At 63.2% G+C, this 23,245-nt stretch carries 24 protein-coding genes; 14 read left to right on the top strand and 10 right to left on the bottom strand.

All coding sequences use genetic code 11. The features are described from left to right. Positions 1-189 precede the first annotated feature (189 nt). Positions 190-597: a GFA family protein gene (locus tag WD767_11230; GenBank protein ID MEX2616660.1), complete on the top strand. Its 408-nt coding sequence runs from the start codon at positions 190-192 to the stop codon at positions 595-597. Between the two features lie 8 nt (positions 598-605). On the opposite strand, the gene WD767_11225 is transcribed toward WD767_11230, so the two are convergent. From WD767_11225 to WD767_11215, 3 genes are all read right to left on the bottom strand, one after another. Next, positions 606-1,367: an SDR family NAD(P)-dependent oxidoreductase gene (locus tag WD767_11225; protein MEX2616659.1), complete on the bottom strand. Its 762-nt coding sequence runs from the start codon at positions 1,365-1,367 to the stop codon at positions 606-608. Between the two features lie 95 nt (positions 1,368-1,462). Continuing rightward, complete coding sequence (locus WD767_11220; protein MEX2616658.1) at positions 1,463-1,663, bottom strand: hypothetical protein; 201 nt, start codon at positions 1,661-1,663, stop codon at positions 1,463-1,465. Further along, a complete protein-coding gene (locus WD767_11215; protein MEX2616657.1) occupies positions 1,660-1,851 on the bottom strand; it encodes a hypothetical protein in 192 nt (63 codons plus the stop codon). Before WD767_11215 ends, WD767_11220 begins: the two co-directional genes overlap by 4 nt. Positions 1,852-2,056: 205 nt before the next feature. Here WD767_11215 and WD767_11210 point away from each other — a divergent pair, with 205 nt between their 5' ends. The 4 genes from WD767_11210 (at position 2,057) to WD767_11195 (ending at position 4,714) form a co-directional block, all read left to right on the top strand. Next, positions 2,057-2,563 carry a TadE/TadG family type IV pilus assembly protein gene (locus WD767_11210; protein ID MEX2616656.1) on the top strand — a complete coding sequence of 169 codons (507 nt, stop codon included), beginning with the start codon at positions 2,057-2,059 and terminating at the stop codon, positions 2,561-2,563. Beyond that, the gene (locus WD767_11205) at positions 2,560-3,093 is read left to right on the top strand and encodes a TadE/TadG family type IV pilus assembly protein (GenBank protein MEX2616655.1); all 534 of its coding nucleotides are present in this window, start codon (positions 2,560-2,562) and stop codon (positions 3,091-3,093) included. Before WD767_11210 ends, WD767_11205 begins: the two co-directional genes overlap by 4 nt. A 12-nt stretch (positions 3,094-3,105) precedes the next feature. Next, a complete protein-coding gene (locus tag WD767_11200; GenBank protein MEX2616654.1) occupies positions 3,106-4,485 on the top strand; it encodes a pilus assembly protein in 1,380 nt (459 codons plus the stop codon). 91 nt (positions 4,486-4,576) lie between these two features. Beyond that, entirely contained in the window at positions 4,577-4,714 is a 138-nt protein-coding gene (locus WD767_11195) for a hypothetical protein (protein MEX2616653.1), read from the top strand. A gap of 13 nt (positions 4,715-4,727) precedes the next feature. On the opposite strand, the gene WD767_11190 is transcribed toward WD767_11195, so the two are convergent. Then, positions 4,728-5,822, bottom strand: a complete 1,095-nt coding sequence (locus tag WD767_11190; protein MEX2616652.1) for a mandelate racemase/muconate lactonizing enzyme family protein — start codon at positions 5,820-5,822, stop codon at positions 4,728-4,730. 92 nt (positions 5,823-5,914) lie between these two features. On the opposite strand from WD767_11190, the gene WD767_11185 reads away from it, so the two are divergent. The 5 genes from WD767_11185 to WD767_11165 all read left to right on the top strand — a co-directional run bounded on the left by WD767_11185 (position 5,915) and on the right by WD767_11165 (position 11,940). Next, positions 5,915-7,813: a tetratricopeptide repeat protein gene (locus tag WD767_11185; protein ID MEX2616651.1), complete on the top strand. Its 1,899-nt coding sequence runs from the start codon at positions 5,915-5,917 to the stop codon at positions 7,811-7,813. A gap of 62 nt (positions 7,814-7,875) precedes the next feature. Beyond that, positions 7,876-9,180 (top strand): Rieske 2Fe-2S domain-containing protein, encoded by a 1,305-nt coding sequence (locus tag WD767_11180; GenBank protein ID MEX2616650.1) that lies wholly within the window; start codon positions 7,876-7,878, stop codon positions 9,178-9,180. Positions 9,181-9,295: 115 nt separating this feature from the next. Next, positions 9,296-10,213, top strand: a complete 918-nt coding sequence (locus WD767_11175) for a methyltransferase domain-containing protein (GenBank protein MEX2616649.1) — start codon at positions 9,296-9,298, stop codon at positions 10,211-10,213. Position 10,214: 1 nt separating this feature from the next. Further along, positions 10,215-10,775 carry a methyltransferase domain-containing protein gene (locus tag WD767_11170; GenBank protein MEX2616648.1) on the top strand — a complete coding sequence of 187 codons (561 nt, stop codon included), beginning with the start codon at positions 10,215-10,217 and terminating at the stop codon, positions 10,773-10,775. Between the two features lie 91 nt (positions 10,776-10,866). Then, the gene (locus WD767_11165; protein ID MEX2616647.1) at positions 10,867-11,940 is read left to right on the top strand and encodes a phosphotransferase; all 1,074 of its coding nucleotides are present in this window, start codon (positions 10,867-10,869) and stop codon (positions 11,938-11,940) included. On the opposite strand, the gene WD767_11160 is transcribed toward WD767_11165, so the two are convergent. Beyond that, a complete protein-coding gene (locus WD767_11160) occupies positions 11,937-13,163 on the bottom strand; it encodes an acyl-CoA dehydrogenase family protein (protein MEX2616646.1) in 1,227 nt (408 codons plus the stop codon). The genes WD767_11165 and WD767_11160 overlap by 4 nt on opposite strands. A gap of 78 nt (positions 13,164-13,241) precedes the next feature. Next, positions 13,242-14,309 (bottom strand): DUF2336 domain-containing protein, encoded by a 1,068-nt coding sequence (locus WD767_11155; GenBank protein ID MEX2616645.1) that lies wholly within the window; start codon positions 14,307-14,309, stop codon positions 13,242-13,244. 306 nt (positions 14,310-14,615) lie between these two features. On the opposite strand from WD767_11155, the gene WD767_11150 reads away from it, so the two are divergent. The 3 genes from WD767_11150 to WD767_11140 all read left to right on the top strand — a co-directional run bounded on the left by WD767_11150 (position 14,616) and on the right by WD767_11140 (position 18,434). Beyond that, a complete protein-coding gene (locus WD767_11150; GenBank protein MEX2616644.1) occupies positions 14,616-14,981 on the top strand; it encodes a sugar transferase in 366 nt (121 codons plus the stop codon). Positions 14,982-15,115: 134 nt separating this feature from the next. After that, on the top strand, positions 15,116-16,642 hold the full coding sequence (locus WD767_11145) for an altronate dehydratase family protein (GenBank protein MEX2616643.1): 1,527 nt from the start codon (positions 15,116-15,118) through the stop codon (positions 16,640-16,642). 40 nt (positions 16,643-16,682) lie between these two features. Next, positions 16,683-18,434: a thiamine pyrophosphate-binding protein gene (locus tag WD767_11140; protein MEX2616642.1), complete on the top strand. Its 1,752-nt coding sequence runs from the start codon at positions 16,683-16,685 to the stop codon at positions 18,432-18,434. Positions 18,435-18,438: 4 nt separating this feature from the next. Here the strand turns inward: WD767_11140 and WD767_11135 are convergent, their stop codons facing one another. Continuing rightward, positions 18,439-19,263: a hypothetical protein gene (locus tag WD767_11135; GenBank protein ID MEX2616641.1), complete on the bottom strand. Its 825-nt coding sequence runs from the start codon at positions 19,261-19,263 to the stop codon at positions 18,439-18,441. 20 nt (positions 19,264-19,283) lie between these two features. Beyond that, positions 19,284-20,543 carry a VanZ family protein gene (locus WD767_11130; protein ID MEX2616640.1) on the bottom strand — a complete coding sequence of 420 codons (1,260 nt, stop codon included), beginning with the start codon at positions 20,541-20,543 and terminating at the stop codon, positions 19,284-19,286. Between the two features lie 102 nt (positions 20,544-20,645). On the opposite strand from WD767_11130, the gene WD767_11125 reads away from it, so the two are divergent. Next, entirely contained in the window at positions 20,646-21,485 is an 840-nt protein-coding gene (locus WD767_11125) for a universal stress protein (GenBank protein MEX2616639.1), read from the top strand. Between the two features lie 19 nt (positions 21,486-21,504). Here WD767_11125 and WD767_11120 read toward each other — a convergent pair whose 3' ends face one another. Further along, a complete protein-coding gene (locus WD767_11120) occupies positions 21,505-22,305 on the bottom strand; it encodes an iron chelate uptake ABC transporter family permease subunit (protein ID MEX2616638.1) in 801 nt (266 codons plus the stop codon). Further along, on the bottom strand, positions 22,302-23,093 hold the full coding sequence (gene znuC / locus WD767_11115) for a zinc ABC transporter ATP-binding protein ZnuC (GenBank protein MEX2616637.1): 792 nt from the start codon (positions 23,091-23,093) through the stop codon (positions 22,302-22,304). The genes WD767_11120 and znuC overlap by 4 nt, the downstream gene beginning before the upstream one ends. Between the last annotated feature and the right edge of the window lie 152 nt (positions 23,094-23,245).

Raw genomic sequence — 23,245 nt, 5'->3', positions numbered from 1 at the left:
GAGCACTAGATTGTGGATCTAGGGGTCGTGGGTTCAATTCCCATCAGCCACCCCACTCTCAGGCTTGTCCATACCCGATACCCTGAAACCCCCGGCGCCGCGCTCGTCCTGTCCACGGCCGGTTGTTTACCGGCGGATATTTTCCGCTATCATCCTCGTATCGACCGAAATTTACCGAGGAGCGGCGCCATGACGAACCTGACGGGCAAATGCCTATGCGGCAATATCACCTTCACTGCGGATACCGATATCAAGCTGATGGCCAATTGCCATTGCAGCGATTGCCGCGCCGCGACCGGCGCCGCCTATGGGACGCTGGTGTTTGTTGCGGCCGATTCTCTGAAGGTTTCCGGCACGCCAAAGGTGTTCCGGCACAAATCCGATAGCGGTTCCGACATGGAAAAGCACTTCTGCCCGGATTGCGGTTCTCAACTGTTCGGCAGGAATTCCAACCGCGCCGGCATGGTCAGCCTGCGCGCCGGCGTCCTGGACCAGACGGATCTGATCAAGCCGGCCGTCAATGTCTACCTGTCCAGCAGAATTCCCTCGACGCCCATTGATCCGGCGCTCAAGGGTTTTGAGAAAATGCCGGGCTGACCTTTCGGTCAGGTCATATACTCCCCGCCATTCACGTGCAGCATCTGCCCGGTGATGAAGCGGGAGGCGGGCTGGCAGAGGAACCCGACGGCGTTGGCGATGTCCGCCGGTTCGCCATCGAATCCGATTGGCAGCGAGTCGGGTACATTGGCCGGGTGCGGGCCGGAGGTGGCGGAACGCAGCCCGCCGATTTTGCCGACATTGACCGTATTCACGGTGATGCCCCGGGCGCAGAACTCACTGGACAGGCTGCGGGTCATCGCATCCAGGCCGCCCTTGCCCGCGTGGACATGCAGCCGCTCCGCGTAGCCGACCAGATTCCCGGATCCGCTGATATTCACGATCCGGCCCCAGCCGCATTCCAGCATATGGGGAATGACCGCCCGCGAGCACAGGAACGCGCCGTCGAGAATGATATGCACGACGCGGTGAAATTCCGCCAGGCTGAGTTCCAGTGTCGGGATCCGGCCCCGGTCCGCCGCATTGTTGACCAGGATATCGACCCCGCCCAGATCTCGCGTGATCGCGGCGGTCATATCGGTTACGGCCTGTTCGTCGGTCACGTCGGCGATATAGACGCCGGCCTTGCCGCCTGATGCCTCGATTTCCTGCTTCACCGCCTCGGCCTCGTCGACGGAACGCCGGGTATTGATGGCGATGGCGGCGCCGAAGCGCGCCAGTTCCAGCGCGGTTGCCCGGCCGGATCGGCGGACCGCCCCGGTGATCAGTGCCGTTTTGCCGGCCAGCGATTTTTCGATGGAGTCGCCCATGCGTATCCCTCCCGGAGTGCGGTTACCTGTTTCTCCAGTAGGGCAGTTCAGCGTGGTTCGCACAAGGGGGCGCCGGGCCGCGTCGCGGCATGGCGTCAGGCGTCGGAAACGTTCAGTTTGCTGTCTGTCTTCTTGCTGTCGCGCAGGATGCGCCTGACCTCGCGCCAGATGCTGAGGCGGTAATTATCACGCGCGGCATGCGCCTCGGCAATTCCGTCGCGGACCGTTTCCAGAGCGCCGTCCAGGCCGAATTGTTCAACAAGATGGCCGGCAATCTGGTCCGGGCGGTCATTCATGCGGGGCGTGTTCCCTGGTTGATGCGGCATTGTGTTGTTTGAAGCGAAACGCCTTTTATCTGACGCCAGGATTGCGTCAGATAAAAGGCGGAAACCTGCTTAATCGCGATTTTCTTTAGCGCATAGCGGCCGAAGTCGCTATCGCGGAAAGATGAAATTTTTCCCGGCCGCAAGGCGAGTAATTGCAAGTGCAGTATCCAGAATTTTATCTGTATATAGTATTAATTATGCTTTAATTAATAAATTATTAGAACTTGTTTAAGTTAAATAAATATATTTTGAAGTAATAGATTTTTTTATTTAATACTACTCTCCGGTTTAACTGGATTGACGGAACGGCCATTCAGGATGGTGTCATTTCTGGCCAGGCGTTACGGGATGAGGTTCCCCTGCATGAAACTCCTGCGGTCGACTTCCGGCGGCATGATGGTGGAGTTCGCCTTCGTCGCGCCGTTTGTCATTCTGTTGATGGTATCGACGGTCGAAGTCGGGGTGACGCTGTTTGTCGGCGCGGCGCTGGAAGGCGCGGCGGAAGCGGCGGCGCGGCAGATCCGGACCGGTCAGGTTCAGGTCGCCGCCAACCCGCTGGAGGCTTTCCGCAGCAGGCTTTGCGCCGAGTTGTTCAACCTGATCGAATGCAATGAAGTGGCATTCGACGTCCGTAAGTTCGACGATTTTGCATCGGTCGATACGACCCTGGAGTTCGACGAGGAAGGGCAACTGGTCGATGCCGCCTTTGCGCCGGGCGACAGCGGTGAAATCACCATCATACGGGTTCTGTACCGTTGGCAGTATATGACGCCCCTTGTGGCGCAGGCTTTGTCTTCCGATGGAACCGGCAGCACGGTGCTGATGGCGACCATGGCTTTCCAGAACGAACCGTATGAGTTGGGCGGATGATGCGATTATCCGATCATTTTGTCCGGTGTCTGCAATGCACGCGTGGCGCGGCGCTGACCGAATTCATCCTCATCGTGCCAATGATGGCGCTGATGCTGGCAGGTGTGGTGGAGGCGACCGCGATGCTGCGCCTCGACCGGAAGCTGCAGAACGCCGCCTATGCGACCGCGGATCTGACAACCCAGAAACCGCTCCTGCAAAATACCCGGCTGGCGGACATATTCTCCGCGGCCGATCTTGTCATTCAGCCATACTTGGAACAGGGGCTTTCGGTCGGTATTTCCAGCGTCAAATTCGATCCCGATGACGGTACGCCGAGTGTCGATTGGGTGGAAAGCCTGCGGGGAGGCACGGTCGCGAATGCAATCGGCCTGGCCGCCGGGTTGGGGACGCCGGGAAGCAGCGTCGTCATTGTCCGCGCGCAATACACCTATACGCCCCTGTTCGGGGACCTTGTGTTCGGCAACATCCATCTTGAAGAAGTCGCTTTCGCACATCCGCGGCGCAGCGCGTCGATTGCGCGGGAATGACCGGAGACTGTCATGATTCAGTTCATATTTGAATTTGCGTCCCGCTTTTCGCGGTTCCTGGTTACCCTGATGCGCCACCAGCGCGGCAGCGTCCTGGTGCTGTGGGCCTTCGCCGCCGTGCCTGTGGTACTGGGTGTGGGGACGGTTGTGGACGTGTCGCGCGCCTATATGGCGAAGTCGCGGCTTGCCTTTTCCCTCGATGCGGCCGGACTGGCGGCGGGCGCCGCCGGCAGTACCGAAGCCGAAATCAAAAGCATCGCGGAACAGTACTTCTTCGCCAATTACACGGCGGATTCCCCGGGCACCCCCTCGACGCCGACGGTGACCGTTGACGGCGGCGTCATCGCCATTTCCGGCTCGGTGACCATCGAAACGACGATCATGCAACTGGTCGGACAGGGTGAAATCACCGTGGTTGCGTCGGCGGAAATCCTGCGCAAGGGGCTGGAGGTTGCGCTGATTCTGGACAATACGGGTTCGATGGCGGGCAGCAAGCTGGAATCACTGCGCGATGCGTCACAGGACCTGGTCGATATCCTGTTTCAGGTGCCGGAACTGCAGGCCAATCTGAAAGTCGGGATCGTGCCGTATTCGGCATCGGTCAATGTCGGCAGTATTGCCCCCGGCATCGTTACGGCGGCGCACGCGGCGACGTATGATCCGACGGACAATGAAAGTTGGAGCGGCTGCGTGCTGGGCCGCAGCTATCCGAACGATGTCCAGGATATTCCGTTCAGCGCGGGCAACGAATGGCCGCGGTACCTGTGGGATTCGGCGTCGGACAATGTCTGGCCGGTCGTCAAGGATAATCCGAGCTTCTGCAACAACAGTACGGGTCCCAATCTCGGCTGCCCCACGCCGATTGTTCCGCTGACGGCAAACAAGGACACGCTCGACGCGGCCGTGGGCGCGATGGCGGCCTGGTGCCGGGGCGGCACGTTCAGCAATCTCGGCATGATTTGGGGCTGGCGCGTTTTATCGCCGGAAGCGCCGTTCTCCGAAGGCCTGCCCTACCAGACGCCGGGTTACGACAAGGTCGCGATCCTGATGACGGATGGCGTGAACGGGTACTACACGCCGCCGGGCAGTGCGTTTTCCGCCGATTACGCGGGCTATGGACGGCTTCATGATGGCGCGCTGGGTACAACGAACAAGGGCGTTGCAACAACCATCATGAATAATCGCCTGTCGGAGGTCTGCAATAACATGAAGGCGGAAGGAATCATTATCTATACCGTGACGTTCCAGTTGAACAACTCGAACACGAAGCAGATCTATGAAAACTGCGCCTCGGATACTGACAAGTACTTCGATTCCGGCAATGGAACCGCATTGCAGAACGCTTTCAAGGATATTGCGGAACAGCTCATTAACCTGAGGGTCAGCAAATAATCATGTAATTTATGTCGTCAGTATGCCGCGTTAACGGCTTGTTAATTTTTTCCCGGTTAAGTGGAAGACTGTCCTTGCTGGGAGAAAGTTCATGAACCTTACAACGTCGGCAGCCAGTGAACGGAACATGATGGAGACGTGGACGGTGCGCCGCGCGACGTTTTTCATCGCCGGCGGCAGCGCCGTCATCTGGGGTTACCTTGTGTATGCAGTAGCCTCTCTGTTCTGAATCGGGAACGTCTTTACCCGACCCGGTATTTCTCGATGATCGCCGGGTCCGGATCCGCGCCGAGGCCCGGCCCCTCCGGCACCTTGAACGCGGCGCCTTCCGGCGCGATCACGCTGCCGTACAGCGTCGCCTCCGGCGTTACATAATAGCTTTCAATCAGGCCTGGCACCGGTTGCGCGGCCATCAACTGAAGCGTCGCGAGGAAACCCGGGCCAAAATAGGGCGAATGCGGCACCACGGTCACGCCTTGGGTTTCCGCCAGTGTCGCGACTTTCCGGAACTCCGTGATGCCGCCGACCTTGGTCACGCTGGGCTGGGCGTAGTCGACCGCCTCCGCCGCAAACATGGCCTGGAATTCATAGGCGGTACAGGCGTTTTCCCCGATCGCGATGGGGATGCCGCTTTCGCGCCGCAGCCGCGCCAGCGCCCGAAAATCCTCCGGCCCGAAGATCGGTTCCTCCAGCCAGAACGGGTCGTACTGCTTCATCCATCTGGCGGCGAGCCGCGCCTGTGCCGGCGTCCAGGGGCAGTTGGTGTCGATCATGATGGCGATATCGGGGCCGACCGTTTCGCGCGCCGCGCGAACCTCCGGTTCGGTAATTTCGTGCAGCTTGATATACTTGAATCCTTCATCGACGGCCTTGCGGCAGTTGTCGACGACCGAATCGACATCGGCGAAACGGAACAGGCTGGCATAGCCCTCGATCCGCTTGTGCGCCGGGCCGCCCAGCAGCTTGTGCACCGGCACGCCCGCCGCCTTGCCCGCGATATCCCAGAGGGCGAGATCCAGCCCCGACAGCCCGAAGATCGTGATGCCGTGCCGGCCGAACAGGTGCAGCTTCTGCTGCAGGTCGCGGCTCAGCCCGGCGATGTTGCTGGCGTCCTGTCCGATGGCGAAGGGCGCGATGGTGTCTTCGATCACCGCCTGCACCGCGCGGCGGCAGCCATAGCTGAACGCCTCGCCGTAGCCGACGATCCCCGTATCGGTCGTGACCTGGACGAGTACGATGGAGAGGACCTTCCAGCCGCGACCCCCGCTGGCCTTCGGACCGCCGCGGTGGTTGAAGGGAACCTCCAGGGCGATGGTCTTGATGTCGGTGATTTTCACGGTCACACTCCTGATTTCTGCGCTTCATTTGCGGCGATGGTATACGTTGTCACCAGCGGGGCCAATGCCCCGTTCGCGGAATGGATGAGTCGATGAGCAATCAGGGAGATGGGTTAGCCGGAGCCGCGCGGCGCCTGGAGGCCGCGCTGGCGGAAGACCCCGAAAACGCCATGCTGCGCGCGCGGCTTGGCGCGGCGCGGCTGGCGATGGGCGACCATGCGGCCGGTATCGCGGCGCTGCGCGAGGCCGCGGCGCTGGATGCGCGATCGGCCCTGTTGCGAAACGAACTCGGCGTCGCGCTGGCCGCGACCGGGGCCGTGGCGGAAGCAGAGCGCACGATGCGCAAGGCGCTGATGCTGGATCCGGAGATGCCGGAAATTCACAACAATTACGGCAATATACTGCGCCAGGCCGGCGATCCGGCGAAAGCCGCCGCCTGTTACCAGGCCGCGCTGCGGCGCCGGCCGGATTATACCCAGGCGCGCGTCAATCTGGGGGTTGTTCTGCTGGAATCGGGGCAACCGGAACGGGCCATCGAATGCTTCGACATGGTCCTCTCGGCCCGCCCCGAGGATGCGACTGCCTGGAGCCACAAGGCCGCGGCGCTGACGTCGCTTGGCCGTTTCATGGAGGCCGAAACCGCCTGCCGGCGCGCCATCGTCGCCGATCCGGGCCGGGCGGAAACACACAATAATTACGCGATCCTGCTGAAGGCGCTGGGCCGTCTGGACGAGGCCCGGGCATCCTATACCCGGGCCGTCGCCTATGCGCCCGACGACCCGGGGGTCCATTCGAACCTGCTGATGTGCCTGGGCTACGATCCTGCCATGACCGCGGCGAAACTGGTTGCCGAGCACCGTGCATGGGCGCGATGCCACGCCCCGGCGGCGCCGGCGCCGGTGTTCGACCCGCCGGCCGGGGGCGCGCTGCGGGTCGGCTATGTTTCCCCCGATTTCCACGAACATTCGGTCGCCTATTTTCTGAAATCGGTGTTCCGCCACCACAACCCGTCGCGTATCGCGCTGTATGCCTATAGCGATGTCGCCACCCCAGACACGATCACCGCGGCATTGCGCGGATTCGCCGGGGAATGGCGCGATACCCGGACGGACAGCGATGCCGCATTGTATGACCGCATCCGCGCCGACGGCATTCAGGTGCTGGTCGACCTGACGGGGCATACCGGGCGCAACCGGTTGCCGGTCTTCGCCCGCCGCGCCGCGCCGGTGCAGATAACCTGGCTCGGCTATGGCGCGACGACCGGCCTGCCGCAGATGGATTACCGCCTGACGGACGATCTTGCCGACCCGGCGGGCGCCGAAGCCTGGTGGACGGAAGCGCTGTGGCGGCTGCCGGGCGGTTTCCTGTGTTACGCCCCGCCGGAATCGCCGCTGCCGGAAAGCGCCGCCAAGGACCACGTGACCTTCGGTTCCTTCAACAACCTGTCGAAAATGAACCCGGCGGTGATCGCATTATGGGCGCGGGTGCTGAACGCCGTGCCGGATTCGCGGCTGCTGCTGAAGGCGCGGCAGCTTGCCGATTCCGATGTCGGGCAGCGGATACGCGACGCCTTTGCCGGGCACGGCGTCGATCCATCGCATCTAGATTTCGCGGCCAGGACGGCGTCCCGCGACGATCACCTCGCCCTTTACGGCGCGGTCGATATCGCGCTCGATACCTTCCCGTATAACGGGGCGACGACGAGTTGCGAGGCGCTGTGGATGGGCACGCCGGTCGTGACGCTGGCGGGGGACCGTTCGACGGCGCGCTACGGCGCGAGCCTGCTGACCCATGCCGGCTGCGGCGAATGGGTTGCCGCTTCGCCCGACCAATTCGTCGCCATCGCCGCGGCGCTGGCGCGGCGCCGGCCGGACCGGGCCGCATTGCGGGACAGGCTCGCCTTGTCGGGGCTGACCGATGGGGCGCGGGCGGCGCGGGAACTGGAGGCTGCCTATGAATCCATGTGGCGGCGATGGCTGGAAACGCAATGACCGATTGGCTTTGGTGACGCCTTATTTTTCGCTATTGCCGCATCGGCGGATTGGAGGAAAACATGCTTTCGGCTGAAGACAATGACCTGCTGACGCAGACCGGCGCGGATACGGCCATGGGCGCGTATTTTCGTCGCTTCTGGCAGCCCGTGGCGCTGTCCGAGGAACTGGCGGAGCCTGACGGTGCGCCGGTCAGGGTGACGGTGCTGGGCGAGGAACTGGTCGCCTTCCGCGATACCGAGGGACGGATCGGCCTGATCCAGGCGCATTGCCCGCATCGCGGCGCGGACCTGTTTTACGGATGCAACGAGGAATGCGGCCTGCGCTGCGTGTACCACGGCTGGAAATTCGATGTGGCCGGCAAGGCGATGGACCTGCCCAACGTGCCGCCGGGCGCGCGTCACCATGACACCGTGCGGGCGAAATCCTATCCGACGCGCGAATACGGCGAAATCGTCTGGGCCTGGCTCGGCCCGCAGGACAGGGTACCCGATATCCCGAAGCTGGAATTCGGCCTGGTGACGCCGCAGCAGCGCCATGTCACCAAACAGCTGATCGAATGCAACTGGGCGCAGGTCCTGGAAGGCGACCTCGACACGTCGCATTTTTCGTTCCTGCACATGCCGGCGCCGTCGGTGCCGTCCAACGAGAACCCCGACGCGCCCGCCGATGCCCGCCGGCTGAAATGGATCCGCAATGACCCGATGCCCCGGTTTCAGATTCTGGAGCACGATGCCGGTTTCGTGGTCGGCGGCGCGCGGGCGGCGGATGAGGACGGGACCTACTGGCGGATGACGCAATTCATGCTGCCGTCGCACGGGACCGGCCCGTCGACGCTGCCCGGCGAAACCTATTTCGGATTCACGGTCGTACCGATCACCGACCGCGCCAGCTGGATCTATTGCTATGCCTGGAACCCGGAGCGGGAGATTGGCGCGGCGGAGCGCGCGAAGCTTCGCAAGGGGCACGGCATCATGGCCGAACTCGGCCCCGGCTATGTGCCGCTGCGCAACCGGTCCAACGAATTCCAGATCGACCGGGCGGCGCAGAAAACGGAGAGCTTTACCGGGGTAAAGGGGCTTGCCGAACAGGACCTGATGATCCAGCAAAGCCAGGGGTATATCGTCGACCGAACGGCGGAAACCCTGACGGCGACCGACGCCGCCGTGGTCCGGTTCCGGCGCACCTTGCTGGACGCGGCCAGGTCGCTTGCAGACGGCGCGGAACCCGAACAGCCCTGGAAACCCGAAGCCTACCGGACCCGGCCCGGAAGCTGGTTTTCCGGGGAAGGGGCGGATTTTGAGGACGTGCTGGTCGACCGGTTCGGGGATCCGCGCGGACGGGTGCGGACAGACATGACCGGATAGGGATGGCGGGACCGGCGTTGCCCGGTTGCTGGCGGAAGCGGGTGGAATCGGGTAGGCAGGGTCTGTTCGCCGGTCGCGCGGGGTGCCCGCGCGACGGCATTGTCAGGATTGCCGAATGGTCACGGAACATATCAGGGAATCGTCCGGCGCGTTGTTTACCCGCCCGGCCATCGTCATGCCGGCGGCGGACGCCGCCCGGATCGTCGCGCAGGCGCTGCGGCGATGGCAATTGCCGGGTGCGGCGGCGGCCCGCAAGGTGATGGGGCAGCTTGCCCGGGAATTCCAGGATGACGAGATGCCGGACGAATTTTGGCACGAGGCCTCGTCGAAGCAGTTCCGGGAATTCTTCATCTGGGGGCATGACCATGACTTCGGCCACAATGTCATGCGCGGCGGCGCCATGGGCGCGCGCCATATCGAAATCGCCACGGAGGCGATCCAGACGGGATTTCTGCCGCCTGACCTGAACAACCGGAAAGTGCTCGATATCGGCTGCTGGTCCGGCGGCGATGTGCTGGTGCTGGGCGGTCTTGGCGCGGCGGTGACGGCGACCGAGGAACATCCGCGTTCGGCGGCCTCCGCGGCCCGGTTGCTGGAACTGGTCGGCTGTCCGTCCCAAGTGCGGGAGATGAGCGTCTACCGGGACGATCCGGCCCTTCGGCAGACATTCGATATCGTTTATTGCAGCGGTGTCCTGTACCACGTGACCGATCCGGTCCTGCTGCTGCGCATCTGTTTCTGCTACCTGCGGCCGGGCGGCCGGCTGATCGTCGAAACCAAGGCGGATACGGAAAGCCGGGGCAGCGTGTGCCATTATTCCGGCACCGCGATCAAGGGGTGGAATTTCTACGCGCCCTCGGAACTGGCGCTGGCGCGCTGGTTCCTGGATGCCGGGTTCGGGGCGGGCGACATCCGGATTCACACCCGGCCGATGAAGCGCTTCCTCGCCTGCGGGATCAAGCGCGGGGCCGCGCCACTGCCGGAAACCGCCGGGTTCTCGCGCCCCGGAAGCTGGCTTGAGGGAGTACACTGAATTGCACGACGACAGCCGGCCGCTGAAGCTTCATATCGGCTGCGGTTCGCGGATCATTCCGGGATTTGTCCATGTGGATACGCGGGCATTGCCGCATGTCGATCATGTGAGCCGGGCGGAGAAACTGGATTTCGTGAAAAGCGGTTCCGTCGATCTGATCTACTGCAGTCACCTGCTGGAACATTACGACCGCGCGCATTTCACCGAACCGCTGCGCGAATGGCTGCGCGTACTGCGGCCCGGGGGCGTGCTGCGGCTGTCGGTTCCCGATTTCGCCGCCTGCGCTAAAATCTATCACGAACATGGCCTGGCGGACGGGTTGAACGGCGTCGTCGGCCTGATCGTCGGCGGGCAGCGCGACGAGTATGATTTTCACCAGATGATATTCGACGAGGCCTTCCTGACGGCCGCGCTGCTGCAGACCGGATTCGGCGAGGTGCGCCGCTGGGACTGGCGCAAAACGGAACACAGCCATGTCGACGACTATTCGCAGTCCTACCTGCCGCATATGGACAAGGTGAACGGGCTGCAGATGAGCCTGAACCTCGAGGCGGTCAAATAGGAACCGGCTGAGATTTTTGGCGCGGACAGGCTGTAATCCGCTGCTATGCTGCCGCCATGGAATTGTTCACGAATTACCCGTCAGGAACGCAATGACCGAGAAAAAAGCCGCCATTGGCTCAACCGATTCCGCCGTGCCGGTGCGGGCCGAGGACCATTTCGACGCGGCGGCGCTGTCGCGGTATATGGAACAGCATGTCGAGGGCTATCGCGGGCCCTTCGATGCGGCGCAGTGCATGGGCGGAATGTCCAACCCGACATTCGTCCTGACCGATGCCGGCGGAAAGCGCTATGTGCTGCGCAAGAAGCCGGCCGGCGACCTGCTGCCTTCCGCGCATGCGGTCGACCGGGAATTCAGGGTGATCCGGGCGCTTGGCCGGACCGATGTGCCGGTGGCGAAGGCCTACGCGCTGTGCGAGGACGAATCGGTTCTCGGTCAGGCCTTCTACATCATGGAATTCGTGCTGGGGCGGGTTGTCCTCGACCCGTCGCTGCCGGATCAGAGCCCGGCGGAGCGCGCCGCGATCTACGATGCGATGAACGACACGCTGGCGAAGCTGCATATGGTCGACTACGAAGCCGTCGGGCTGGGCGATTACGGCCGTGTCGGCGGCTATATGGGCCGGCAGGTCAGCCGCTGGACGAAACAGTACCGCGCGACAGAGACGAGCCGGATCCAGGCGATGGAAGATCTGATCGACTGGCTGCCGAGGAACCTGCCGGATGACAGCGAAACAACCATCGCGCATGGCGACTTCCGGCTGCAGAACATGATCCTGCACCCGACCGAACCGCGCGTGCTGGCGGTGGTGGACTGGGAGTTGGGGACGCTGGGCAATCCGCTCTCGGACCTCGCCTATAACTGCCTGCCCTACCACATGCCCGATCCCAACCGGGGCGACATCATCGGTCTGGACTACAAGACATACGGAGTCCCGTCGGAGGCGGATTACGTCGCCGCCTATTGCCGCCGAACCGGGAGGCCGGAAATCGAAAACTGGCCGTTCTATCTCGTGCTGTCGCTGTTCCGGCTCGCCGCCATCGTGCAGGGCGTCTATTACCGCGGCATCCAGGGGAATTCGCCCTCGCCGGAAGCGGTCAGCAAGGGCGACCTTCCCAGGGTCTGGTCCGAAATGGCCTGGGGCATGGTAAAGAAGTCCAGTTAGCCCCGGACGCCCGCCTTGTAATTGTGGCGGCGCAGTTCCAGCCGCGCGATCTGCTGGCGATGCACCTCGTCCGGGCCATCGGCGAAGCGCAGGGCGCGCAGCCTTGCATACATGTAGGCCAGCGGAAATTCCTGGCTCATCGCGCCGCCGCCATGCAGCTGCATCGCCCGGTCGACCACGTCGAGCGCCATGTTCGGCGCCGCGACCTTGATCATGGCGATTTCCTGGCGGGCCTCCTTGTTGCCGACCGTATCCATCTTGTAGGCGGCCTTCAGCACCAGCAGGCGGCACATGTCGATCTGGATGCGGCTTTCGGCGATCCGTTCCTGGGTCACGCCCCGGTCGGCCAGCTTCACGCCCCAGGTCGTGCGCTCGGTGGCGCGCTGGCACAGCAGTTCCAGCGCCCGTTCGGCGACGCCGATAATCCGCATGCAGTGGTGGATGCGCCCGGGGCCAAGCCGCCCCTGGGCGATTTCGAAGCCGCGCCCTTCGCCGAGCAGCATATTGCCGGCCGGAACCCGGACATTGTCGAAGACGACCTCGCCATGGCCGTGCGGCGCATCGTCGAAACCCATGACGTTCAGCATGCGCAATACGCGGATTCCCGGCGCATCGCGCGGCACCAGGATCATGGATTGCTGGTTATAGGTGGCGGCGTCGGGATCGGTCTTGCCCATGACGATGAGCAGCCTGCAATGCGGGTCGCCGATACCGGACGTCCACCATTTATGGCCGTTGATGACGTATTCGTCGCCGTCGCGTGTAATGCTGGTTTCGATATTGGTGGCGTCGGAGGACGCAACCTTCGGTTCGGTCATGGCGAAGGCGGAACGGATTTCTCCGGCGAGCAGGGGCTCCAGCCATTGCCGCTTCTGATCGTCCGTCGCATAGCGCACCAGCGTTTCCATGTTGCCGGTATCCGGCGCGGAGCAGTTGAACACTTCCGGCGCCCAGTTGACCCGGCCCATGATTTCGCACAGCGGGGCGTATTCGATATTGGTCAGCCCGGCGCCCTGGTCGCTTTCCGGCAGGAACAGGTTCCACAGCCCTTCCGCCTTCGCCTTTTCCTTCAGTTCCGCGATGATGGGAACGGGTTTCCAGCGGGTATCGCCGTCATCCAGCTGTTCGAGGAACGTCGTTTCGTTCGGATATATATGTTCTTCCATGAACGCGCTGACCCGCGCCTGCAATTCGCGTGTGCGTTCGGAATATTCGAAATCCATGGCGTTCCCCCGGATGGCAATGTTGCGCCAGCTTAACGGGCGTCCGCCAGCGGGGAAAGCGCCGCAATGATTCCGGGTCTATTTCCCGCCGACTCGCTGCCAGCTTTCAAGAACGCAATTGGCGCTCTCGTCGGTCAGGCTGTTGAAATACTGCACGACACGGGCGTAAACCGGCGTCGCCTGAAATCCGGCATAGATATCCGTGCTGTGCAGATGACAGAGGATGCGGGTAAAGGTTTCGCAGTCTACGCCAATGGCGCGGCAGGCGATGGCCAGCGCTTCCGGCGACGGATAGAGCGAACGCTCCGCCCAGGCGGAAGTCAGGTTGGTCATCGTTTCGAAGGTGCGCTTGAACAGCGCGATGTTGTCGTGGCTCAGCGCGTCCAGCAGCGATACGGCCGGCCCCTCGGTGGGGCCTTGCGGTGCGGCGGGCGACCATTCCATGTCACCGAAAATATCGTCGTCGATGGCTTCCAGGACCGCATCGGATACGGCGGCGCGTAGCTGGGCCTCGCTGATATCGAAGCGGTTGAGGATGAACCGGCGCAGCGATTCGCCGACCCAGTCCGCCATGCGGATCGCCATGTCCAGGTTCAGGTCCTTGCGGCCCAGCAGGGGCGATTGCAGTTCCTTGATATCCCTGGACCGGCTGACGAGGTTCTGCATGGTGCGCGGCCGGATGCGGGCGCCGTCATTGCCCAGCAGCGACACCATGACATCGGTGCTGCCGGTTTCGACAAGGGCGTCGCTGACCTCCGCGCTGACGGTCTTGCGCTGCGAGATGGCCAGCGCATGCTGCTTGGCATGGCGGGACACGATGCCGATCAGCTCCCCGTCTTCCAGGAGTTTGCTTTTTGCGAGGACGGGAAAGGAAACGTCGATCACGTCATTGGCCAGCATGACGATCAGGTCGTGCGGCGCATCGTCCCGTTCCGACAACTGCCGGGCCAGCGCGCGGCGCACCGGCATTTCGACGTCCCGGATCAACTGGCGAAAGATATCGCTCAACAGGGCGGATTCCGTGGGACCGAGCCTGGTGCCGGGCGCCAGGCAGGCGGCGCTGAGTGTCTGCAGAAGATCCTGTTTCTCGGGACGCACCTGTGCGTGGGCAATATCCCTGAGATGCTCGAGATGATGTGTTTGCATGGCGCGTCACATGGTTCTTGGGATGCGGGGCGATTTTTAATTTATGCAGTCTCAAGTAAAATAATAAAACAATCAAATAAAATAATTTAATACTAAGAATAAGCAAAATAATAATTAATTATTATTGATTTTACTTAAAATTTTTTACGATATCGTCTTCTTTTGTTCTTGGCCGCAGCGGCGCGGAGGATGCTGTCGCCGCCGAAATTTAAAAAAAGCGCGCCTTGTGATGGCTATCACTGAACCACGCAAGGTGTTGTGGCGTTATGAGCACAGAAGTTCACATCGGACAGCAGGGGCGCGGGAATGACAAACAACGGCAAACTTACGAACGGCAACGGTTCCATGAACACGGCGATGGATCGGATCGTCGCGGGGCTGTTTCTGATCTATTTCGCGCCGCTGATGTGCGCCGTGGCCATTCTGATCAAATTCGACTCACGGGGTCCGGTTCTGGAGCGGTGCTGCCGGCGCGACGAATCCGGCAGGCTGGTGATCGACCTGACTTTCCGGACCATGACCGCGGAGCCGGCGCAAATTGGCGTCGCCTCGCGGTTGATGGACCAGTATACCCCGCTGGGCAGTTTCCTGCGGAATTCCCGGCTCGACCTGCTGCCCAGGCTGGTCAATACGCTGCGCGGCGAGCGGCCGTTCGCCGGTCTGCTCCGCTAAACGCTGTTCATCGCCGCCGGGCCCCGGCCCGGCGGCTTTTTGATTCCCGACTGCAAATTTCTCGCGCCACCTGTCGACTGGCGCTACATTGAACCTGGCCGTGCCTGTGACTGGCGCTGAACCGGGGGAAAATCATGCCTGCATCGAATTCACTGACCATTCGCCTGCACCCGTCGGACAACGTCGTGGTGTCGCGGGCGGAACTGCTGCCCGGCACGCTGGTCGGTGAAGAGGGCGTGACCACCGTCGAAGTCATCCCGACCAGCCACAAGCTCGCGGTCCGGCCCATCGCCAGGGGCGAAGCGGTCCGCAAATACAACCAGATCATCGGTTTTGCGACGGGGGATATTCCGGCCGGCGCGCATGTCCATGTGCAGAACGTGGCGGTGCAGGATTTCGAGCGCGATTACGCCTTCTGCACCGAGGCCCGCGACACCGCCTTCGTCGCCGAACCGGCAAGTTTCATGGGCTACAAACGGGCCAATGGCAGCGTCGGCACGCGCAATTATATCGGCGTCCTGACCAGCGTGAACTGTTCGGCGACCGTCGCCCGCTATATCGCCGATGCGTTCAAACACGGCAACGAACTTGGCGGCTACCCCAATGTGGACGGCGTCGTGGCGCTGGTGCACGGCACCGGCTGCGGCATGGCCGATACCGGCGACGGCTACGCCAACCTGCAGCGCACCCTGTGGGGTTATGCGCGGCACCCGAATTTCGCCGGAATCCTGATGGTCGGGCTGGGCTGCGAGGTGAACCAGATCGATTTCCTGCTCGAAGCCTACAACATCACGCGCGGCCCGCTGTTCCGGACCATGACGATCCAGGATTCGGGCGGCACCAAGCGTTCGGTCGACAAGGGCGTCGCGACGATTCGGGAAATGCTGGCCGAAGCGGACCGCGCCCGGCGCGAGCCCCTGCCGGTCAGCCACCTGACGCTGGCGCTGCAATGCGGCGGGTCGGATGCGTATTCCGGAATCACGGCGAACCCGTCGCTGGGCGCGGCCTCGGACCTGCTGGTCCGGCATGGCGGCACGGCGATCCTCAGCGAGACGCCGGAAATCTACGGCGCCGAACATCTTCTGACCCGCCGCGCCGCCACCCCGGCCGTCGGCGAAAAGCTGATCGAGCGCATCCGCTGGTGGGAGGAATACACCCGACGCAATGGCGGCGAGATGAACAACAACCCCTCGCCGGGCAACAAGGCGGGCGGGCTGACGACGATCCTCGAAAAATCGCTGGGCGCCGCGGCGAAGGGCGGGACGATGAACCTCAACGGCGTGTTCCGCTATGGCGAGGCGATCAATACGAAGGGCTTCGTGTTCATGGATTCGCCGGGCTACGACCCGTGCTCGATCACGGGACAGGTGGCGAGCGGCGCGAATATCGTCTGCTTCACCACCGGGCGCGGCTCGGTCTATGGCTGCAAGCCTTCGCCATGCCTCAAGCTCGCGACCAATACGGCGATGTTCGAGCGGATGGACCAGGACATGGACATCAATTGCGGCACGATCGTCGATGACGGCGAATCGATCGACACGGTCGGGCAGCGCATTTTCGACCGGCTGATCGAGGTCGCGTCCGGCGATCCGACCAAGAGCGAGACCTATGGCTTCGGCGACGATGAATTCGTGCCGTGGCAGATCGGCGCGGTGATGTAGGAGACGAAGCGGAAACGGCAATGTCGAGGAGGGCAAGGGTATGAACGCACCGGGGAACGACAACGTCACCCGCCGCATGAACGGCGGCCAGGCGCTGGCGGAAATGCTGAAGGCGCACGAGGTCGGCCTGATGTGCGGCATGGGCGGCTTTCAGCTGCTGCCGTTTTACGAGGCGGTTCGCGGGCTCGGCCTGAACCACAACCTGATCAATGACGAACGCTGCGGCGCGTTCATCGCCGACGCCTATGCGCGGGTGACCGGCAAGCCGGGCGTCTGCGACGCGACGCTGGGGCCCGGCGTCACGAACCTGGTCACCGGGATGGTCGAATCGCTGAATGCCGGCGTGCCGCTGGTCGTGCTGGCGGGCGACGCCAACCGCGAACACGCCTGGAAGAACATGACCCAGGAATGCCGCCAGGTGGATATCCTGACCCCGGCGGTGAAGGAACTGATCCGCATCGAGCACGGCTCGCGGATCCCCGAACTCGTGCGACGCGCCTTCGCGGTGGCGACCAGCGGGCGGCCGGGACCGGTCGTCCTCGACGTGCCCGAGGATATCTGCCACGACATCTACGATTTCCGCGCCGACGAATTCTGGATCGACCCGGACCACATGTCGATCCCCGCCCGCCGATCACGGCCCGGCGCCGACGATGTGGCCCGTGCGGCGGCCCTGCTGGCGAAGGCGAAGCGGCCGCTGCTGCTGGTCGGCGGCGGCGTGCACCTGTCGGACGCCCATGACGACCTGCAGGCTTTCGCCGAGGCGCTGAACATTCCCGTCGCCCACACGATGAGCGGCAAGGGCAGCATCGCCTGCGCGCATCCGCTGTCGGCCGGGCTGTTCGGCCGCTATACGCGGATCGCCAATGACCTGATCGAAACGTCCGACTGCCTGATGGCGGTCGGCTGCAAGCTGGGCGAAATCGCGACCAAGCGGTTCCAGCTCCTCCCGTCCGGCACGCCGCTGATCCAGCTCGATGTGCTGGCGGAGGAAATCGGCCGGACCACCCATGTCCATGCGGGGATGTGCGGCGACGCGGGCGAGGGGCTGAAGGCGCTGCTGGCGGAAATGTCGGACAGCGCCGCACGCCAGAAGGCGGCGCGCGCCGACTACGTCGCCGAGGTTCCGGTCCGCATGGCGAAATGGCTCGACGAGGCGTCGGAACGGCTGAACTCGACCGAGACGCCGATCAATGTCGCGCGCATGATCAACGAATTGAACAGGGTGATGCCGGCCGAATCGGTGCTGGTCGCCGATGGCGGCTTCTCCGGCCACTGGACCGGGCTGCTCTACGATACGAAGATTTCCGGCCGCACCTATATCGCGGATCGCGGCCTGGCCTCCATCGGCTATGGCCTGCCGGGCGCGATTGGCGCACAGCTTGGCGTGCCGGACCGCCCGGTTGTCGGCATGACCGGCGATGGCGGCTTCAACATGGTGATCGGCGAACTGGAAACGGCGCTGCGCATGAAGGCGGGCGTGACCATACTGGTCGTGAACAACGCGGCGTCGGGCTACGTGAAGGCATTGCAGCATTCCATGTACGGCGCGGGCAATTACCAGTCCAGCGACCTGATGGACACCAATTACGCCAATGTCGCCAATGCCTTCGGGTGCCATGGCATCCGGGTCGAGGACCCGGAGGCGCTGGGCGGCGCCATACGGTCGGGGATCGACGAAACCGGCCGTCCCACCGTGATCGATGTCGTCGTGACCCGCGATCCGGCGAAAATGCTGCCGGCCATCGACAGCCGCGTGCTGAAAGTGGAGAAGGGCGACCGGCCGGTCTGACCGGTTACTTCAGGCTGGCGATCACGAGATTGACGAAATCGCGGGTGCTCATCCCGGGTTTCGCGCCCAGGGCGGCGGCGGTTTCGTTGACGCAGGAGAGCCGGCCTTCCTCGTAAACCGACCGCGCGTCGCCGATGCGCGCACTTTTCGCCGATACGGCGGCGGCGGGGATGCGGCGGGTATCCAGCGCCGGCAGCCGGCTGATCCCGGCCCCGTCGGCGCCGATTCCGGCGTCGCTGAAAACCGCCGCCAGCGCATCGTATTTCAGCGCTGTTTCCGGCCTGTCGCCCAGCACCTGGCCATGCGACCCGGTGATCACGATATGGCCGCTGTCTTCCGGCACGACCAGCGAGGCGGAATCGGCGCCCCAGACTTCCGGCTCGCCCGCTTCCGCCCGCAGCAGTGAGCGGGATTCGCTTTGCTCCGGCGGATTCGCCGATGCGGGCGGCGCGGCCTGCATCAGTCTGGCGCATTCGGCGCAGCTCTGGCCCGCTCGGCACCCCAGGGATTTCGCGGCTTCGTTCACATGGCTGATGACGCCGCGCGCCAGCATGTCGTCGCCGTCGCCGATGCGCGCCGACAGGTGGCTAATCGTCGCGGCGGCGATGCCGAATCCGTCCAGATAGGGCAGGCCGGAAATGCCGGCGCCGCCCTTGCCCACGCCTGCATCGTTCAGGATCACGGCGCGGGCCCCGCCCTTGGCGGCCAGATAGGCCGCGTAGACCGCGCCATGCGACGCGGCCACCACGACATGGCCGCGATGGTCGTCGGTAAGGCCCGTGATGCTGTCCAGGGCATCGACAGGTACGCCTTGATCATGTCGCGCCATCGCAATTCCCTCTTAAAGTTTCACGTTGTCCGGTGGAACCGGTGCATCTGGCTTGTCCATATCCAGCCCGCTATCGCGCCCGAGGCGATGCCGGCCAGGTTCAGCGCGCCGTCCGCCGGGTTGACGGTCCGCGTCGTCACGAAATACTGGATGATCTCGGTTGAGACGCCGGTTAGCAACAGATATCCGAACAGCGGGACGAATGCCGCCCGACGGAAGGTCAGCAGGACCAGGAAGGCGAGGACGGCGTGCACGACAAAATGTGCCGCATGCGTCCCCCCTCCACTGGTCAGCGTCGGTGGTAATGCGCCGACAATGCGGGCGCTGGTTCCCCTGGCCACGTCGTCGCGCGGAGTCCGGCTGTCGTCGCCACTTGTATCGTCCCTGATTGCTTCGCCTCCGTTCGCGTCGTCACGGGCCTGTTCCGGCGCGCCAGGGGCGGGTAGGGGAGCCTGCGATTCCAGGATGCCCGGCACGGGCAGGCTGCGCATGCCCCGGTCAATCGTCTCAAGGGTGCCATGAAGGAAATTCGATAGCTCCGGCTGCGGCGCCAGGACGCCGGCCAGCGTGCCCAGCAAAACGAACAGCGCGAGGCGCGCGGTGGCGCGCCGCCAATGCCGCGCGAAAAGGGGAACCACGATCCAGAGTCCCGCCGCAACCCAGCCTGCGGCCAGCGCGACCCGTGCGGCGGCGAACCATGTCGCGTTGTCCAGCCCGTCGACGGTCAGGTTTCGCACGGCAAAGACGCCATGTCTGGCGCCCATGAAGAGGTACAGGTCCATGCGCCGGGCGGTCGGTGCGACGGGAATGACGGCTTCGTGATGCCGCCATGCATCCGAAACTTCCGGCAGGGCAACGGACGACGGCCAGAAATCTATTCGCCTGCCCCCGGCATCGATGCTGTACATGACGATGCCGGCGCGGTTCCACCACATCGGGCCGGTGACCTGGTTTTGCACCCTGGTATCCGCGCCGATGCGCAGAAACCCGAACCCGACCGGTAAATCCAGGGATTGCCGGATGAATGCCTGCCGGCGCATCCTCCGGTCCAGCACGATTGCCGGCGGATCGGCGCGTAGCAGAAAAACCCCGTCCGGCGTGCCTTGCCAGTACCGGGCCTGTTCCGAGAAATCGAGGTTGGGCAATACGTTCCGCGCGACGGTGACAAAGCGCCGGTCGGTATTGAACAGCGCGATTGTCAGGACGGCCAGGAGAGCGATGGCGACGGATTTGACCCACCTGACGGCGCGAACTGTGCTAATGTTTGTATTGTCACGCATCTGGGCGAATATATCACCACAGGTAGGTTCTTCCACGGTGTGGAGGGGGCTGTAACCATGAACAGGGCGATAAAACAAGAACATCGTACAGGGAGATGAAGAATGAAGTCGATACTGATCCCGTTTGAGGAAAGCAAGATTGTCGAATCGGTTTTTGCGTCGGCTGTACTGATGGCGCAGCGTTTCGCCAGTTACGTCGAGGGGGTTTACGTGCAGCCCGCGCTGCCGGCCATCGCCAGCGCGGATGGTTTTGGCGTTGTGACGCCGGCTTTCGTCGAAAAATACGAACGCGAGGACAGTGCGCGAATCCGGCAGGCGCAGGAATATTTCGAAACCTTCATGGACAGGCATAATATTTCCCGAACGCGGACCGATGGCCAACCCTGTGCTGTCTGGCAGAATGTCGGTCCGACGGACGATTATGTCGGCCATCGGGGTCGCCTGTTTGACCTGATTGTGCTGGGCAGGCCGGTCCACGGTTCGACGACGCCGACAATGCACACTCTCGAGGCAGCGCTGTTCGAATCCGGCCGGCCTATCCTGATTGCGCCGCCGGAGGCGCCGACGACCGTCGGCGAAACGGTTTCGATCGCGTGGAACGGCAGCACCGAAACCGCGCGCACGATTGCTTTTTCGAAGCCTATTCTGGAACGGGCGAAAAAGGTCGTCGTCGTTTCGATTGACGAAGCCACGGTGCCGGGCCCGTCGGGTACGGAAATCGCCCGCTATCTCTCGCACAGCGGGATTGATGCGACCGTGGTGGACGCCACCGCGAACGGCCGCAATCCGGGGCAGGCCATGCTGGAGGAATCCATGGCCCAGGGCGCGGATCTGATGGTCAAGGGCGCATACACCAACAGCCGGCTTCGGCAGATGATTTTTGGCGGTGCGACGAATTATATCCTGTCGAATACCGAAATTCCGGTGTTCATGTCGCATTAAGGGTGCGAAATTGCTTCGATCAGCGGCGCCTTGCGGCGGATGCCGCCAGGCTCGCCAGGAAGATGGCGAAGGCGGCGATGACGATAGAGGGGCCGGAGGGCGTATCCCACTGAAAGGATGCGCCCAACCCCCCGGCGACGGCGACGGCGCCGATCAGTGCGGCCATGCCCGCCATCTGCTCGGGTGAGCGGGCGAAGGGGCGGGCGGCAGCGGCGGGGATGATCAGCAGCGAGACGATCAGCAGGACGCCGACGATTTTCATCGAAACCGCGATCACGATTGCCAGCAACAGCGCGAAGACCAACTGGATGGCGAGAACTGGAATACCCTCGGCGCGGGCAAGTTCTTCATGGACGGTCATCGCGAGCAGGGGGCGCCAGATCGCGACGAGAACCGCGAGCGACAGACCGCCGCCGAGATAAATCCACAGCAGGTCGCCGGTCGTCACGGCCAGGATATCGCCGAACAGATAACCGATGAGGTCGGCCCTCAGATCCTGCCGGAACGATATGGCCACCAGCCCGGCCGCGAGGGCGGCATGGGCCAGAATGCCGAGCAGCGTGTCCGACGCCAGTCGCGTCTGCCGTTGCAGCAGGACGATGGCTATGGCGAAAATGATGCCGGTGATCGCGATCCCCAGGATCGGATCGATGGCGAGGATGAGGCCAAGCGCCACGCCAAGCAGGGCGGCATGCGCGATCGACGCGCCAAAAAACGCCATCCGCCGCCAGACGACGAAACAGCCGAGCGGTCCGGCAGCGAGCGCGACACCAAGCCCGCCCAGCATGGCGCGCCAAAAGAAGTCATCGAGCAGGGTCATTGCGGGGAATGGTGGTGATGCGCGTGGCTGTTTTCAGGCTCGACAATGTTGCCGGCCAGATCGTGGCTATGGCAATGGCTATGCGAATAGATGGCAATATCCTTCGATGCGGCGGGACCGAACAGCGCAACATATTCCGGATGGATGCGGACCGATTCCGGCTCCCCCGAACAGCAGATATGGTGGTTCAGGCAGATAACCCGGTCCGTTGCGGCCATCACGAGGTGGAGGTCGTGCGAAATTGTGAGGACGCCGCATTTATGCCGGTCGCGGATTTCCCCGATCAGATGGTAAAGCGCCGTCTGGCCGGCAAAGTCGACGCCCTGCGCCGGCTCGTCCAGCACCAGAAGGTCCGGGTCCCGCAGCAGCGCGCGCGCCAGCAGAACCCGCTGCAACTCGCCGCCGGACAGCGATCCGATATCGGCGTCCGCGACAGCGCCGGCGCCGGTTTCCGCCAGCGCCGCGGCAATATTCCCGCCCTGGCGCGGCGCGGCAATTTGCAGGAACCGGCGCACGGATAGCGGCAGGCTCGAATCGATATGCATGCGCTGCGGGACATAGCCGATGACGATGTCGTCCATCCGCCGGACATGACCGGTATCGGGTTCGAGAAGCCCCAGCAGGACGCGCGCCAGGGTCGTTTTTCCCGATCCGTTGGGCCCGATCACGGTGACGATCTGTCCCCGCTCTATTGACAGGTCGACATGATCCAGGACCGCGCGCCCGGCATATTTCAGGGTGATATCCTGCAGTTCGGCAAGCATCGGGGGCTTTGTTTCCTTGCTCATGAATGGTGCCTTTCGCATCCGGGCGTAGTGGCGCCAAATCGGTTACGTTATAATATAACGCGTTTTGTCTTCGGGGGAACGATAATTCGCCGGTCCGGCCAGGGCTGAATCATAAATTGTTAATGCGCTGAGGGACGAACAGGATTCTTATG

The organism is Alphaproteobacteria bacterium, from assembly GCA_040905865.1.
In the GTDB taxonomy this organism is placed as follows: Bacteria; Pseudomonadota; Alphaproteobacteria; order UBA8366.
The sequence above is the reverse complement of the archived record's forward strand: the minus strand, read 5'-3'. Positions and strand labels throughout refer to the sequence as shown.

Bases quoted from the DNA above. Each gene is read 5' to 3' on its own strand.
- WD767_11140 (MEX2616642.1), top strand. From the start codon at position 16,683: ATGAACGCACCGGGGAACGACAACGTCACCCGCCGCATGAACGGCGGC.
- WD767_11150 (MEX2616644.1), top strand. From the start codon at position 14,616: ATGACAAACAACGGCAAACTTACGAACGGCAACGGTTCCATGAACACG.
- WD767_11130 (MEX2616640.1), bottom strand. From the start codon at position 20,543: ATGCGTGACAATACAAACATTAGCACAGTTCGCGCCGTCAGGTGGGTC.
- WD767_11185 (MEX2616651.1), top strand. From the start codon at position 5,915: ATGAGCAATCAGGGAGATGGGTTAGCCGGAGCCGCGCGGCGCCTGGAG.
- WD767_11155 (MEX2616645.1), bottom strand. From the start codon at position 14,309: ATGCAAACACATCATCTCGAGCATCTCAGGGATATTGCCCACGCACAG.
- WD767_11145 (MEX2616643.1), top strand. From the start codon at position 15,116: ATGCCTGCATCGAATTCACTGACCATTCGCCTGCACCCGTCGGACAAC.
- WD767_11125 (MEX2616639.1), top strand. From the start codon at position 20,646: ATGAAGTCGATACTGATCCCGTTTGAGGAAAGCAAGATTGTCGAATCG.
- WD767_11120 (MEX2616638.1), bottom strand. From the start codon at position 22,305: ATGACCCTGCTCGATGACTTCTTTTGGCGCGCCATGCTGGGCGGGCTT.
- WD767_11220 (MEX2616658.1), bottom strand. From the start codon at position 1,663: ATGAATGACCGCCCGGACCAGATTGCCGGCCATCTTGTTGAACAATTC.
- WD767_11165 (MEX2616647.1), top strand. From the start codon at position 10,867: ATGACCGAGAAAAAAGCCGCCATTGGCTCAACCGATTCCGCCGTGCCG.
- WD767_11225 (MEX2616659.1), bottom strand. From the start codon at position 1,367: ATGGGCGACTCCATCGAAAAATCGCTGGCCGGCAAAACGGCACTGATC.
- WD767_11230 (MEX2616660.1), top strand. From the start codon at position 190: ATGACGAACCTGACGGGCAAATGCCTATGCGGCAATATCACCTTCACT.
- WD767_11195 (MEX2616653.1), top strand. From the start codon at position 4,577: ATGAACCTTACAACGTCGGCAGCCAGTGAACGGAACATGATGGAGACG.
- WD767_11180 (MEX2616650.1), top strand. From the start codon at position 7,876: ATGCTTTCGGCTGAAGACAATGACCTGCTGACGCAGACCGGCGCGGAT.
- WD767_11210 (MEX2616656.1), top strand. From the start codon at position 2,057: ATGAAACTCCTGCGGTCGACTTCCGGCGGCATGATGGTGGAGTTCGCC.
- WD767_11160 (MEX2616646.1), bottom strand. From the start codon at position 13,163: ATGGATTTCGAATATTCCGAACGCACACGCGAATTGCAGGCGCGGGTC.
- WD767_11175 (MEX2616649.1), top strand. From the start codon at position 9,296: ATGGTCACGGAACATATCAGGGAATCGTCCGGCGCGTTGTTTACCCGC.
- WD767_11205 (MEX2616655.1), top strand. From the start codon at position 2,560: ATGATGCGATTATCCGATCATTTTGTCCGGTGTCTGCAATGCACGCGT.
- WD767_11135 (MEX2616641.1), bottom strand. From the start codon at position 19,263: ATGGCGCGACATGATCAAGGCGTACCTGTCGATGCCCTGGACAGCATC.
- WD767_11200 (MEX2616654.1), top strand. From the start codon at position 3,106: ATGATTCAGTTCATATTTGAATTTGCGTCCCGCTTTTCGCGGTTCCTG.
- znuC (MEX2616637.1), bottom strand. From the start codon at position 23,093: ATGAGCAAGGAAACAAAGCCCCCGATGCTTGCCGAACTGCAGGATATC.